Here is a 13,807-nt window from a genome sequence, read left to right on the forward strand (position 1 = left end):
TCTCGACCAGCCTTAATCGGCCGTCGAACGCCCGTACTTGAGGGCAGGATTGTCCCGCTTGTGACACAGGCGGGTAACAGCGGTTAGGGGGCGGAGCGGGGCCGGGAATCTGCCGGGCATGAACCACGACACCCCGCTCTCCCCGCTCCCCCTCCACCACCTCGCCGACGGCCGCTGCCCGGTGCTGACGACCCAGCAGCTCCGGGAGCACGGCGTGCCGCCGGTCGAGATCGCCGAGCGCTGCCGGCCGGGCGGCCCCTGGCAGCAGCTGCTGCCCGGCGTCCACCTGCTGCACCAGGGGCCGCCCACCAGCGAGGAGCGGCTGCACGCCGCGCTGCTCTACGCCCGGCACCGCGGCCCGTCCGTGCCCGCCCAGCCCCGGGCCGCCGAGGCCGCCCGGGAACCGATGATCACCGGGCTGGCCGCACTCGCCCTACACGGCTTCGCCGCCGCTCCCCCGCTGCTCTCCCTGGACCGCATCGAGGTCCTGGTGGCGCGCACCCGGCGGCTGCGCTCGGCCGGTTTCGCGGGGATCGTCCGGGGCGCGGACCTGCCGACCCCGCAGGAGGTCACCGGCGTGCCCACCGCCCCCGTCCCGCGGGCGCTGGCGGACGCGGTGGCCGGGCTCACCGACGGTGTCACGGTCCGCCGGCTGCTGACCGAGGCGGTGCGCGGCGGGCACTGCGAGGCCGCCGCGGTGGTCCGCGAGCTGAGCCGGGCCCGGCTGCTGACCCGGCCGCACGTGGTGGACGCGGTGGACGCCCTGATGGCCGAGGGCCAGGCGCTGGCCGAGCAGCGGCTCTACGAGACGGTGCGCGCCTACGGGCTGCCCGACCCGCTGTGGAACGTCGATCTGCGCCTGCCGGGCGGCCCGTACCTGGGCGGGGTGGACGCGTACTGGCCCGAGTACGGGGTGGCCGTGGCGATCGAGACCCGCACCCCGCGCCCGTCCGACTGCAACCGCGCCGACGCGCCCCGCGACGAGCTCCGGGAGCGCCTGGAGCGGCTCGGCATCACCCTCGTCCGCTGCCGGCCGCGCACCCTGCGGGAGGCCCCGGAGCAGCAGGCGACGGTGGTCCGGACGGCGCTGATGGCGGCGGTGGACCGGGAGCCCACCGCGTACGTCGTCGTACTCCCGCACTGACCGCGGCCGCCGCCCGGAGAGTGACCGACAGCGACCGTCGGACACGTTCCGTGGGCAACCTCGCGGCCCGCTCCTCCATCTATTGGAATGGATTGGACAAGGCGACGGGTCTCACACACATGATGGGAGCGCCACTGAGCAGGTGTTCCAGCAGACACCCGGAGCCGGCCCAGCGGGCCTGGTCAGAAAGAAGGAGTCCCATGAGGATCGGAATCGTCGGAGCGACCGGACAGGTCGGCGGCGTGATGCGGCGCATTCTCGCCGAGCGCAACTTCCCGGTCGAGCAGCTGCGGCTGTTCGCTTCGGCCCGGTCCGCCGGACGGACGCTGCCCTGGCAGGACACCGAGATCACCATCGAGGACGCCGCCACCGCGGACTACTCCGGCCTGGACATCGTGCTCTTCTCGGCCGGCGGCGCCACCTCCAAGGCGCTGGCGGAGAAGGTCGCCGACGCCGGCCCGGTCGTGATCGACAACTCCTCGGCCTGGCGCCGCGACCCGCAGGTCCCGCTGGTCGTCGCCGAGGTTAACCCGCAGGCCATCGCCGACCGGCCCAAGGGCATCATCGCCAACCCGAACTGCACCACCATGGCCGCCATGCCGGTGCTGCGCCCGCTGCACGAGGAGGCCGAGCTGGTCTCCGTGGTCGTCGCCACCTACCAGGCGGTGTCCGGCAGCGGCCTGGCCGGCGTCGCCGAGCTGGACGGGCAGACCCGCAAGGTCATCGAGCAGGACGCCACCAAGCTGACGCACGACGGCGCGGCGGTGGAGTTCCCCGCCCCCGAGACCTACGTCCGCCCCATCGCCTTCAACGTCCTGCCGATGGCCGGCTCGCTCGTCGACGACGGACTGAACGAGACCGACGAGGAGCAGAAGCTCCGCCACGAGAGCCGCAAGATCCTGGACATCCCGGAGCTGAAGGTGTCCGGCACCTGCGTCCGCGTCCCGGTCTTCACCGGCCACTCCCTCCAGGTCAACGCCCGCTTCGCGCGCCCCCTCTCCCCCGAGCGCGCCCAGGAGCTGCTGGCCGCCGCCCCCGGCGTGGCGCTCTCCGACGTCCCCACCCCGCTCCAGGCCGCCGGCCAGGACGCCTCCTTCGTGGGCCGGATCCGCCGCGACGAGACCGCCGAGAACGGCCTCGCGCTGTTCGTCTCCAACGACAACCTCCGCAAGGGCGCGGCGCTCAACGCCATCCAGATCGCCGAGCTGGTCGCCGCCGAGCTGCGCGGCTGACCCGCCCCGCACCCGACGCACCGCGGCCGGTGCCGGTACGGACCCCCGTACCGGCACCGGCCGTCGGCGTACTCGCCCCCACCCCCGTCAGGGGCGACGCACCTCGTAGAGGAAACAGCCGTACTCCAGCGCCCGGACGTGCACCAGGGCCACCGCCGGATCGGCGAACGCCTCATCGAACGCCGCCTCGAAGCCGCCCGCGACGTCCTCGGGGACCTCGAAGTACCGCCCGCCGACGATCCGGCCCCGGTCGTCGTAGCGCCGCAGCGTCCGCAACGCCCCGGCGCGGGCGGCCGGATGGCCGCCGGCCACCGGCCCCGGACAGTCCCCGGCGTGGAGGAAGACCGGCCCCTGCTCGTCGTAGGCCCCCGGCGCGGCCCCGGTCTCCGCCGCCCACCGGCGCAGCGGCGCATAGGACACCAGGGCCACCTCCTCGCCCTCCTCGGCGTCCCGCAGACAGCAGCGCAGCAGGCTGCCGACACAGTTCACCGGTATCCCGTCCGCCCGGGCGGTGAACGGCTCCATGGGGCGTCCGGCGTCGTCGGTGCCGCGCAGCTCCTTCAGAGCGGCGGCCGGAATCGCATGTGTGGGGTACTTGTTCATGCGGCCAGCCTCGGCGAACCGCGGCCGGGGCGCTGGCGGTATCCGGACGTCGTCCTGCGCGCGGCGGTGCCGTGGAAGGATGGCCGGACGAGGCGATGACGACTTGTGAAGGAGAGGGACGGGTGCCTGGTACGAATCTGACCCGGGAAGAGGCCCAGGAGCGGGCGCGTCTGCTGACCGTGGACGCGTACGACATCGAGCTGGACCTGAGCGGGGCGCAGGAGGGCGGCACGTTCCGGTCGGTGACGACGGTGCGGTTCGACGCCGTCGAGGACGGCGCGGCATCGTTCATCGACCTGGTGGCGCCGACCGTGCACGAGGTGCTGCTCAACGGCACGGCGCTCGACGCGGCGGCGGTGTTCCAGGACTCGCGGATCGCGCTGTCCGGGCTGCGGGCGGGCCGCAACGAGCTGACGGTCGTCGCCGACTGCGCGTACACCAACAGCGGTGAGGGGCTGCACCGGTTCGTCGACCCGGTGGACCAGCAGGCGTACCTCTACACGCAGTTCGAGGTGCCGGACGCCCGGCGGGTGTTCGCCAGCTTCGAGCAGCCGGATCTGAAGGCGACGTTCCGGTTCACCGTGACGGCGCCGCAGGGCTGGACGGTGATCTCGAACTCGCCGACGCCGGAGCCGGCCGACAACGTCTGGCGGTTCGCGCCCACGCCGCGGATCTCCACCTACATCACCGCGCTGATCGTCGGCCCGTACCACAGCGTGCACAGCACCTGGGAGGGCGCCGACGGGCGGTCGGTGCCGCTGGGGATCTACTGCCGGCCGTCGCTGGCCGAGCACCTGGACGCGGAGGAGATCTTCGCGGTCACCCGGCAGGGCTTCGACTGGTTCGAGGAGAAGTTCGACTACCCGTACCCGTTCGCCAAGTACGACCAGCTCTTCGTGCCGGAGTTCAACGCCGGCGCGATGGAGAACGCCGGCGCGGTCACCATCCGCGACCAGTACGTCTTCCGCTCGAAGGTGACGGACGCGGCCTACGAGGTGCGCGCCGAGACGATCCTGCACGAGCTGGCGCACATGTGGTTCGGCGACCTGGTCACCATGGAGTGGTGGAACGACCTGTGGCTGAACGAGTCGTTCGCCACCTACACCTCCATCGCCTGCCAGGCGTACGCGCCGGGCAGCAAGTGGCCGCACTCCTGGACCACGTTCGCCAACTCCATGAAGACCTGGGCCTACCGGCAGGACCAACTGCCGTCCACCCACCCGATCATGGCGGAGATCCGGGACCTCGACGACGTCCTGGTCAACTTCGACGGCATCACCTACGCCAAGGGCGCCAGCGTCCTCAAGCAGCTGGTGGCCTACGTCGGCATGGACGAGTTCTTCCAGGGCGTCCAGGCGTACTTCAAGGCGCACGCCTACGGCAACACCCGGCTGACCGACCTGCTCGGGGCACTGGAGAAGACCAGCGGCCGGGACCTGAAGACCTGGTCGAAGAAGTGGCTGGAGACGGCCGGCATCAACATCCTGCGGCCGGAGATCGAGGTGGCCGCCGACGGCACCGTCACCGCCTTCGCGGTGCGGCAGGAGGCGCCGGCGCTGCCGGCCGGGGCGACCGGCGAGCCGGTGCTGCGCCCGCACCGGATCGCGATCGGCTACTACGACCTCCAGGACGGCAAGCTGGTCCGCACCGGCGGGGTCGAGCTGGACGTGGACGGCGAGCGCACCGAGGTGCCGTTCCCCGAGGGCTTCCGCCGGCCGGACGTGATCCTGCTCAACGACGGCGACTTGTCGTACGCCAAGGTGCGGCTGGACGAGCAGTCGCTGAAGGTCGTCACCGAGCACCTCGGGGACTTCACCGAGTCGCTGCCGCGGGCCCTGTCGTGGGCCTCGTCCTGGGACATGACCCGGGACGCCGAACTCCCCACCCGCGACTACCTGTCGCTGGCGCTCTCCGGCATCGGCAAGGAGTCCGACATCGGCGTCGTCCAGTCGCTGCACCGCCAGGTGAAGCTGGCGCAGGACCTGTACGCGGCACCGGAGCGGCGCGCGGCGGGCCTGGCCGCCTGGACCGAGGCGGCGCTGGCCCACCTGCGGGCCGCCGAGCCGGGCAGCGACCACCAGCTGGCGTGGGCCCGGGCGTTCGCCGCTTCGGCCCGCACCGACGAGCAGCTGGACCTGCTCCAGGGCCTGCTGGACGGCACGCAGGAGGTCCCCGGTCTGGCCGTGGACACCGAGCTGCGCTGGGCGCTGCTGGAGCGGCTGGCGGCCACCGGCCGGGCCGACGAGCCGGAGATCGCCGCGGAGTTGAAGCGGGACGCGACCTCGGCGGGCGAGCGGCACGCGGTGACGGCGCGCGCCGCGCGGCCCACCGCGGCGGCCAAGGCGGAGGCATGGGCCTCGGTCGTGGAGTCCGACGCCCTCCCCAACGCCGTGCAGGAGGCCGTCATCGGCGGCTTCGTCCAGCCCGACCAGCAGGAGCTGCTGGCGCCCTACACCGCGAAGTACTTCGAGGTGATCAAGGACGTCTGGGACAACCGCAGCCACGAGATGGCCCAGCAGATCGTGGTGGGCCTGTACCCGGCCCTCCAGGTCTCCCAGGAGACCCTGGACGCCACCGACGCCTGGCTGGCGCAGGCCGACCCGAGCCCGGCCCTGCGCCGCCTGGTGACGGAGTCCCGGGCCGGCGTCGAGCGGGCGCTGAAGGCCCGGGCGGCGGACGCGGCCGCCGGGGCCTGACCCGCCGGCGGCAACACGAAGGGCGTGCCCCGGAACCCGCTCGGTTCCGGGGCACGCCCCTTTTTCGCCGCTGCGGGCTGCCGGATCGCAGGAGGCCGGCACCCGGGGTGGAGTCGCCCGGCGGACGGGCGTCAGGAGCGTGGCCGTCCGCCGGGCGGGTCGAGGGTCCCCGCTCGTCGACCTCGTGACGTGTGCGGGGGCCGCCGGGCCCCGTCCCCCTCCCACGGGGCCCGGCGGGACGCGCGGCTCAGCCGCTCAGCTCGTCGAAGCGGCGGACCAGTTCGGCCCGGCCGGCGTCGGTGAGGTCGCCGTGCACCCGCATCCGGGCCAGGCCGCCGTCGGGGTAGACGTCCAGGCGGACGTGGGTGGCGGTCACCCGGCGGGGCAGCACGAAGCGGTGCGGGGTGTCGGGCTGGAGCTTGGTCCTGGGCAGGATCTCGAACCACGCGGACGCGTCGTCCGGGTTCCCGTCGCAGCCCGAGAGCCGGGCCCAGCCGGCCGAGTTGCCCTTGAGGTAGGCGGTGTCGATCTCGACGGCGCAGATCTCGCCCTGCGCGGCGAGCTTGAACCGCACCCAGTCGTTGGTGCCCCGGACCCGGCGGCGGCGGTTCTCCCAGCCGTCGTCCATCTTGCGCGAGAGGTCGGGCTGGATGATCTGGGTGGGCGAGGAGTAGAAGCGGTCGGAGGCGTCCTCGACGGTGCCGCCGTGCATCACCGAGGCCAGGTCCAGGGTGCCCAGCACGTCCAGCCACTCCGGGTCGGGGACCACCTCGCCGTAGACCCGGAGGCGGGCTATGCCGCCGTCGGGGTGCTGCTTGAGGCGGAGGTGGGTGAAGCGGCGCTCGGCGGTGACCTCGAAGCCGTTGGCGGCGTGGCCGCGTACGGGCGTGCGGGGGACGAGCTCCTCCCACTTCACGTCGTCGGCGAGCAGGTCCTCGGGGCCGGGGCTGCCGGGCAGCGCGGTGGCCTCGACGGTGACCTGCTGCGGGTAGTTGCCGCGGAAGTGGGCGGTGTCGACGATGACGCCGCGGATCACGCCGGGGGCGGCGAGGCGGATCAGCGCCCAGTCGTGCTCGTCCGCGGTGGGGAAGGGGTGGTCGCCGTCGGCACCGCGCCGGCGCCGGGTCTCCCAGCCGTCCATGATCTTGCCCTTGTGACCGAAGTGCTCGGGGTCGAAGACCGCCGGGGTCGGCTTCAGCAGGTTCTCCCGCTCGGCGAAGAACTCGTCGTTGGCGGCGATCACACCGGCGCCGAAGCGGCGGTCGGCCAGGTCGACGAGCGAGGTGAAGGAGAAGTCACCGCCGCGGTAGTCGGCGTACGGGTCGCCGCCGGCGTACGGCTGGGCGTCGTTGGCGTGCGGATCGGTGGAATCGGCGGCCGGGGTGGCGGGCATGCGTTTCCCTTCTGCTCCTGCGGACGGTGCTGGGGACCGCTCCACCGTCGCAGCGCACCACCCGACAGGTCCATCGAAAGTTCGTGAGGAATATCTTCAGTCGGACTGAAAGGTCGCCGGTCCGCCGTCGCCGCCGGCCCGGCCCACGGTGGCCTGGCGGGCGGCGGCCTGGCGGAGCGCGGCCAGCACCCGGGCCAGGCCCGGCGCGCCCTCGGAGCCGCGCCGGGCGGCGGCGACCACATGGCGGCGCGGCTGGTCGGCGTGGAGCACCCGCAGTGCGACCCCGCTGCCGTGCCCGGGGGCCCGCAGACCGCCCGCCATCGCCATCCGCGGCACCAGCGCCACCCCCATCCCGGCCGCGACCATCGCCCAGATCGCGCTCCAGTCGGCGGCCGCGTGCGCCTGCTCGGGGACGAACCCGGCGTTCTCGCACGCGGCGGTGGTGATCTGCGACCACGGGCCGCTGGTGCCGAAGATCCACGGTTCGCCGGCCAGGTCGGCCAGCCGCAACCCCGGCTCGGCGGCGAGCGGATGACCGGCCGGCAGCGCCACGTCCAACGGGTCGGCGAGCAGCGAGACCCGGCTGAACTTCGGGTCGCGCGGGGTGGGCGCGTGCGCCGCCAGCGACAGCGCCAGATCGACGCTGCCCTCGGCCAGCAGCTCGTAGGCCGCCTCCGCCTCCGCCTCCCGCACGGCCACGGCCAGACCCGGGTGGGTGCGGCGCAGCTCCTGGACGGCGGGGACCACCAGCGCCGGGATGGCGGTGGAGAAGGCGCCGACCCGTACCGTGCCGGCCTCGCCCTGGAGATAGCCCAGGAGGTCCGCGTCGGCCCGCTCCAGCTGCGCGAAGACCGCCTCGGCGTGCCGCAGCACCAGGTGGGCGGCGCCGGTCAGCCGGACCCGCCGGCCGTGCGCCTCCAGCAGCGTCACCCCGAGGGACTTGGCGAGCCCCGTCAGCTGCTGCGAAACCGCCGAGGGCGTCATGTGCAGCGCCTCGGCGGTCGCGGTGACCGTGCCCAGATCCTGGAGGGTGCGCAGGATCCGCAGCTTCTTGATGTCCCAGTCGGCCATGCGGGCAGCGTACGCACCCGGCTCGGCCGGTCCGCTCACCGTGGGGTGCCCGCCGCCCCGAGGGCCACCCCGGCGACGATCAGTCCCATGCAGAGCACCTGCACCGTGCCGATCCCCTCGCCCAGTACGGCCAGCGAGAGCAGCGCCACGCACACCGGCTGGAGGTAGTAGACGGCCCCGGCGCGGGCGGCGCCCACCAGGGCGATCGCCTTGTTCCAGGTGAAGTAGGCGACTGCGGAGGAGCACACCCCGATGTAGAGCAGCGGTCCGACCGTCCCCGCGGTGAGCGGGAAACCGCCCTCCGCGGCGAGGCTGACGGCGTAGGCGGGCACCAGCATCGCGGCGCCCAACACGAACGTCATGAAGAGGAACGAGCGTCCGCCGATCCCCTCGGGGCGGCGGCGCAGCAGCGCGCTGTACCCGGCGAAGGTGGCGGTTGCCGCCAGCATCCACAGGTCGCCGACGGCGAAGTCCAGGTGCAGCACCGCGGTCGGCGAGCCCTTGCCGACCAGGGTGAGCACGCCCAGCAGCGCGATCACCATGCCCGCGACGCGGCGGGCGCCCAGCGGCTCGCGCCCGCCGCGTCGGGCGCCGACCAGGTCGAACAGGGCGATCATCATCGGCGAAGCCGCCGCGATCATCGCCATGTTGGTGGCCGAGGTGGTCTTCCCGGCCGTGTAGATCAGGGTGTTGAAGAGGGTGACGCCCAACAGGGCCGCCAGCGCCAGGAATCCGAGGTGCCGGCGGATCACCGGCCACTCCCCGCGGACCTGCCCCCAGGCGAACGGGGCGACCGCCAGCAGCGCGATGATCCAGCGCCAGAACGCGGTCTGGACGGGCGGCACGGCCCCGTGCAGGGCGCGGGCGATGACGAAGTTGCCGGACCAGACGACGGTCGCCGTCAGGGCCAGGGCCAGCCCCACGGCCTGAGTGGACGGTGTGCGGTAGCTGCGGGCCCGCTCCAGGACTGCCACGGTTGCCTCTCCCTCGATGGTGGATACGGATCCACCGTGGCAGTCCCTCACTCATCAGGTCCATCGAATACTTCGGACCATTTCTTTCAGTAGAACTGAAAGGTTTGGCCCTGCGGGGCGCCCGGCCGCCCCGCCCGCCCAACCCCACCGGCCCGAACGACCCGATCGGTCCGAGTGGCCCGGGCGGCGCCTCAGCCCCGGGCCGCCCGCCGGGCGAGGATCGCGGCCTGCCGCTCGTCGAAGCGGCGCGCCTGCCCGTCCAGGCCCTCCAGGTACGCCCCCAGCTCGTCCTGGGCGGCGAGCCCCTCCGGGCCCAGCCCGCCGCGCTCCAGCACCTTCAGGTAGCGCAGCACCGGCTGGAGCACCTCGTCGTGGTGGATCCGCAGGTTGTAGATGCCGCCGAGGGCCATCTGGACGGCGGCCCGCTCGAAGCCGGGCATGCCGTGGCCGGGCATCCGGAAGCCGGTGACCACGTCCCGCACGGCGCACATCGTGCGGTCGGGGGCCAGCTCGAAGGCCGCGCCGAGGAGGTTGCGGTAGAAGACCATGTGGAGGTTCTCGTCGGTGGCGATCCGGGCCAGCATCTGGTCGCACACCGGGTCGCCGGAGTGCCGGCCGGTGTTGCGGTGCGAGATCCGGGTGGCCAGCTCCTGGAAGGCGACGTACGCCACCGAGTGCAGCATGCTGTGCGCGTTGTCGGACTCGAAGCCGGCGGACATGTGGGCCATCCGGAACCGCTCCAGCTCGACCGGGTCCACGGCGCGGCTGGTGAGCAGGTAGTCGCGCATCACGATGCCGTGCCGGCCCTCCTCCGCCGTCCAGCGGTGCACCCAGGTGCCCCAGGCGCCGTCCCGGCCGAAGAGGCTGGCGATCTCGTGGTGGTAGCTGGGGAGGTTGTCCTCGGTGAGGAGGTTGACCACCAGCGCCGTCCGACCGATGGAGGTGACCTTGGACTGGTCGGGCGCCCAGGGCTCGCCGTCCAGCACCCCGTCGAAGTTCCGCCCGTCGCTCCACGGCACGTACTCGTGCGGCATCCACTCCTTGGCGACCTTCAGGTGCCGGTTGAGCTCGTTCTCGACGACCTCCTCCAGGGCGTACAGCAGTCGGGTGTCGGTCCAGGCGGCCTGGCCGCGCGCTCCGTCGAGGCGGTCGGGGGCGATGGTCACGGGGGCACTCCTGGGGACGACGGACCTACGGATCCGTAGGTTTGACTTACGGCCCCGTAGGTTACGCCATCGTAGGTACGCGTCGGTTAAGCACCGTCCCAAGGGCACCCCCAGGCGCACCCAAGGAAGATCCACAGGGAGGACCCTTGAGGGAATTGCCCGGAAAGGTGTGTAACTACCGCTCTGTAGTTGTTTTTTCGGGTGCGCGTTCGCGCCTACGCAAAAGGGGCGCCCCTCGGTCCGGGAAGAACCGAGGGGCGCCCCTGTGAAGGCGTCATGGGCGCGGGCGGGCGGCCCGCGCAGGGCTGTGCGGGTCAGCCCTTGGACTTGGCCTGCTTGCGGGACTTGTCGGTCGCCATGACCAGTCCGGCGATGACCAGGAAGAGCACGATGGGCGCGACGACGTAGAGGCCGAGCGTCTGGATCACGCTCAGGCCCGGACCCGGGTCGTCACCGTCGTCGCGGGTGAGCGCAAACGCGGGGGACGACATCAGCAGCATCAGCGCGGTGCCGGCGGTGATGGTTCCGGCGCGCAGGGCGGTGTTCTTGACCTTGTTGCTCACCCGTTCAACGTAGCGGACGGTGGTCCGCCCCGCGCGTCCGGGGTGGGGCAAGCGGCATACCGGCAGGCCGGACGGCCCGGCGGTGGGCATCGGGGGCGGGGCGGCGCCGTCACCGGCGGCGCCCCTGGGGGCCTCCCCGGCCGGGCGCCCCCGGGGCCCTCCCCCGGCCGGTCGCGCCCCGACCGCCCTGGCCGGGAGCGCCGCAGGCACCGGAGGGGCCCGCCCCCGTGGCGGTCGGCCGGCGGGGGCGCGCCGCGGGGCGCGGTCAGCGGTCGAGGAGCGCCAACTCCCGCATCAGCGCGTGGAGTCGGGGCGAGGCGGCGAGCTCTTCGAGGGTGTGCGGGCGGCCGTCGGGGCCGGCGATGGGCAGGCGCCAGTTGGGGTACTCGTCCCAGGTGCCGGGGAGGTTCTGCGGCCGGCGGTCGCCCACCGCGTCGGGGAGCCAGACGCCGATCATCCGCGCCGGGGTGCGCAGCAGGAAGCGGTGCACGGCCTTGACCACCGCCTCCTCGTCGCCGGCGCCCTCGGGCAGCAGGCCGTGGCGGGACAACGCGCCGAGCCATGCCCGCAGTTCGTGGCCGGCCCGGGAGCGCTCGCGCTCCGGCGGCCCGGCGAGCAGGCCGAGGCGCGCCCGCAGCGCGACGTCCGCGCCGGTGAGCCGGGCGGCGGTGGGTGGCAGGTCGTGGGTGGTGACGGTGGCCAGGCAGCCGGTGCGCCACTCGTCGGGGGCGAGGATGCGGGCCTCGGTGGCGGCGCCCTCCGGGGCCCGGGCGTCCCCGTCGGCCTCGGCGTCCCCATCGCCTCCATCGCCTCCATCGCCTCCATCGGCCCCGGCGTCCCCGTCGGCCGCGGCGCCGGTGCTGTAGTCCCGTTCGAACCACAGGACGGAGGTGCCCAGGACGCCGCGGTCGGCCAGGGCCTCCCGCACGCCCGGTTCGACCGTGCCGAGGTCCTCGCCGATCACGGCGGCGCCGGCGCGACGGGCCTCCAGGGCCAGCACCGAGAGCATCGCCTCGCCGTCGTAGCGGACGTAGGCGCCCTCGGTCGGCGGTCGGCCTTCGGGGACCCACCACAGCCGGAACAGGCCCATCACATGGTCGATGCGCAGGGCGCCGGCGTGCCGGAGCAGACCGCGCAGCAGGGCGCGGTAGGGGGCGTAACCGGCGGCGGCCAGGGCGTCCGGGCGCCAGGGCGGCAGGCCCCAGTCCTGGCCGCGGGAGTTGAAGGCGTCCGGCGGCGCCCCGATGGACATCCCGACGGCGAAGGCGTCCTGCTGGGCCCAGGTGTCGGCGCCGGAGGGGTGGACGCCGACGGCGAGGTCGTGGACGAGCCCGATGGCCATGCCGGCGTCGCGGGCGGCCCGCTGGGCGGCGGCCAGCTGCTCGTCGGTGAACCAGGCGAGCCGGGAGTGGAAGTCGATGCGGTCCAGCAGCCCGTGGCGGATCCGGGCGGTCTCCGGTGAGCGGGGGTCGCGCAGACCGGCCGGCCAGGCGCGCCAGTCGGGGCCGTGCCGCTCGGCGAGCGCGCACCAGGTGGCGTGGTCGTCCAGGGCCTGGCCCTGGACGGCGAGGAAGTCGCAGTACGCGGCGCGCCGTCCGGGGCCGAGCGGGACGGCGCACAGGAGTTCCAGGGCCTGGCGCTTGAGGGCCCATACCGCGTCCCGGTCGATGAGTCCGCCGCGTTCGAGGACGTCGTCGCGCAGCGCGCCGGCGCGGGCGGCCAGTTCGTCGGCCCGCCGGCGGTCGGGGCCGGTCAGGTGGGCGTACTCGGGGATCTGCTCGATCCGCAGGTGGACGGGGTCGGGGAAGCGGCGCGAGGAGGGGCGGTAGGGGGAGGGGTCGGTGGGCGGGCCGGGCACCGCCGCGTGCAGGGGGTTGAGCTGGACGAAGCCGGTGCCCAGGGTGCGCCCGGACCAGGCGGCGAGGTCGGCGAGGTCGCCGAGGTCGCCCATGCCCCAGGAGTGGCGGGAGAGCAGGGAGTAGAGCTGGACGAGGAAGCCGTGGTTGCGGCCGGGCGGGGCAGGCACGGTGTCGGGGGCGACGACCAGGTGGGCGCGGGCGGTGCGGCCGTCGGGGGCGTCGGCGCGGAGGTCGTGGACGCCGAGCGGGAGCGCGGCGAGCGCCGCGGGGTCCTGGGTACCGGTGTGCGCGGCGCCGTCCCGTACTTCCGCACCGATGAGCGCGCCGCCCTCGGTGCGGACGCTCAGGACGGTGCCCTCGGGGAGGTCCGGCAGGCGCGGTGGGCGGCCGGCGCGGGCGGTGACGGTGGGCGGCAGGAGGGCCCGGCCGGCGGTCTCATCGTGGGCGGCCAGGGCGGCGCGGACGGCCTGCGGGGTGGAGGCGTCGATGCCCAGTGCGGCGAGCACGGCGACGACGGTGTCGTCGGTGAGGTGGAGCGTGCGGCCCGGTGCGGGTTCGTAGGACGTGGCGATGCCGTGGAGCCGGGCGAGTCGGGCGCGGCTCATGGCTGCTCAGACCTCCATCGACTCCGTGCCCAGACCGGTGGCGGTCGGTTCGCTGGTCAGCGGGAGTTCGGCGGCGATGGGGACCTCGCTGGTGAGCGGGGCGCTGTCGGCGAGCGGGGGCTCGCTGGTGAGCGGCGGCTCGGTGAAGCTGTACGAGCCGGAGCCCTCCAGGCCGGAGTCGGGGCCGGACACCCCGTCGAAGAGCCCGGGCTCGCCGCCGGGTTTGACCGAGAGGGCGTCGAGGAGCAACTGAGCGGATGCGGCCACGAGGGCCTCCCGTTCGTCGGTAGTGGGACACGTCTGCCCTACCCAGTCGACACGGCGGCAGACGCCTTCACCCAGCAAACGTGACTCACGTCACAGTACGACGCCGACCGGCGATTTCGCGGCGGGGAGCGCCGTGCGGCGCACAGAACGCCGGACGGTGGCGCCCGGGAACGCAATTCCTGCGGGACGGGACGTGTCATGGCCTAGTCACACATGGGAAGAAAGCGGGCGATC

The 13,807-nt window shown here is 73.8% G+C and carries 11 protein-coding genes; 3 read left to right on the forward strand and 8 right to left on the reverse strand.

Annotated features, from left to right (window positions below; translation table 11 throughout):
- Positions 1 to 118: 118 nt before the first annotated feature.
- Complete coding sequence (locus JNO44_RS16785) at positions 119 to 1,144, forward strand: hypothetical protein (RefSeq protein WP_205364987.1); 1,026 nt, start codon at positions 119 to 121, stop codon at positions 1,142 to 1,144.
- 200 nt (positions 1,145 to 1,344) lie between these two features.
- On the forward strand, positions 1,345 to 2,376 hold the full coding sequence (locus tag JNO44_RS16790; RefSeq protein ID WP_205364988.1) for an aspartate-semialdehyde dehydrogenase: 1,032 nt from the start codon (positions 1,345 to 1,347) through the stop codon (positions 2,374 to 2,376).
- Between the two features lie 87 nt (positions 2,377 to 2,463).
- Here the strand turns inward: JNO44_RS16790 and JNO44_RS16795 are convergent, their stop codons facing one another.
- Positions 2,464 to 2,979, reverse strand: a complete 516-nt coding sequence (locus tag JNO44_RS16795; RefSeq protein WP_205364989.1) for a DUF1203 domain-containing protein — start codon at positions 2,977 to 2,979, stop codon at positions 2,464 to 2,466.
- A 122-nt stretch (positions 2,980 to 3,101) separates the two neighbouring features.
- On the opposite strand from JNO44_RS16795, the gene pepN reads away from it, so the two are divergent.
- Entirely contained in the window at positions 3,102 to 5,675 is a 2,574-nt protein-coding gene (gene pepN, locus JNO44_RS16800; protein ID WP_205364990.1) for an aminopeptidase N, read from the forward strand.
- A gap of 247 nt (positions 5,676 to 5,922) precedes the next feature.
- Here pepN and alc read toward each other — a convergent pair whose 3' ends face one another.
- From alc to JNO44_RS16835, 7 genes are all read right to left on the reverse strand, one after another.
- Positions 5,923 to 7,068, reverse strand: a complete 1,146-nt coding sequence (gene alc, locus JNO44_RS16805; protein WP_205364991.1) for an allantoicase — start codon at positions 7,066 to 7,068, stop codon at positions 5,923 to 5,925.
- A gap of 96 nt (positions 7,069 to 7,164) precedes the next feature.
- Positions 7,165 to 8,139, reverse strand: coding sequence for a LysR family transcriptional regulator (locus JNO44_RS16810; protein WP_205364993.1), 975 nt, complete (start codon positions 8,137 to 8,139; stop codon positions 7,165 to 7,167).
- Positions 8,140 to 8,174: 35 nt separating this feature from the next.
- Positions 8,175 to 9,113, reverse strand: coding sequence for a DMT family transporter (locus JNO44_RS16815; RefSeq protein ID WP_205364994.1), 939 nt, complete (start codon positions 9,111 to 9,113; stop codon positions 8,175 to 8,177).
- A gap of 191 nt (positions 9,114 to 9,304) precedes the next feature.
- Positions 9,305 to 10,279, reverse strand: a complete 975-nt coding sequence (locus JNO44_RS16820; protein WP_039636364.1) for an acyl-ACP desaturase — start codon at positions 10,277 to 10,279, stop codon at positions 9,305 to 9,307.
- A 314-nt stretch (positions 10,280 to 10,593) separates the two neighbouring features.
- Entirely contained in the window at positions 10,594 to 10,842 is a 249-nt protein-coding gene (locus tag JNO44_RS16825; RefSeq protein WP_039636362.1) for a hypothetical protein, read from the reverse strand.
- 265 nt (positions 10,843 to 11,107) lie between these two features.
- Positions 11,108 to 13,306, reverse strand: a complete 2,199-nt coding sequence (malQ, locus tag JNO44_RS16830) for a 4-alpha-glucanotransferase (protein ID WP_205364995.1) — start codon at positions 13,304 to 13,306, stop codon at positions 11,108 to 11,110.
- A gap of 6 nt (positions 13,307 to 13,312) precedes the next feature.
- Positions 13,313 to 13,573 carry a hypothetical protein gene (locus JNO44_RS16835; RefSeq protein WP_073442280.1) on the reverse strand — a complete coding sequence of 87 codons (261 nt, stop codon included), beginning with the start codon at positions 13,571 to 13,573 and terminating at the stop codon, positions 13,313 to 13,315.
- Positions 13,574 to 13,807 lie beyond the last annotated feature (234 nt).

The sequence above is a fragment of the Streptomyces noursei genome (assembly GCF_016917755.1).
GTDB lineage: Bacteria > Actinomycetota > Actinomycetes > Streptomycetales > Streptomycetaceae > Streptomyces > Streptomyces yunnanensis.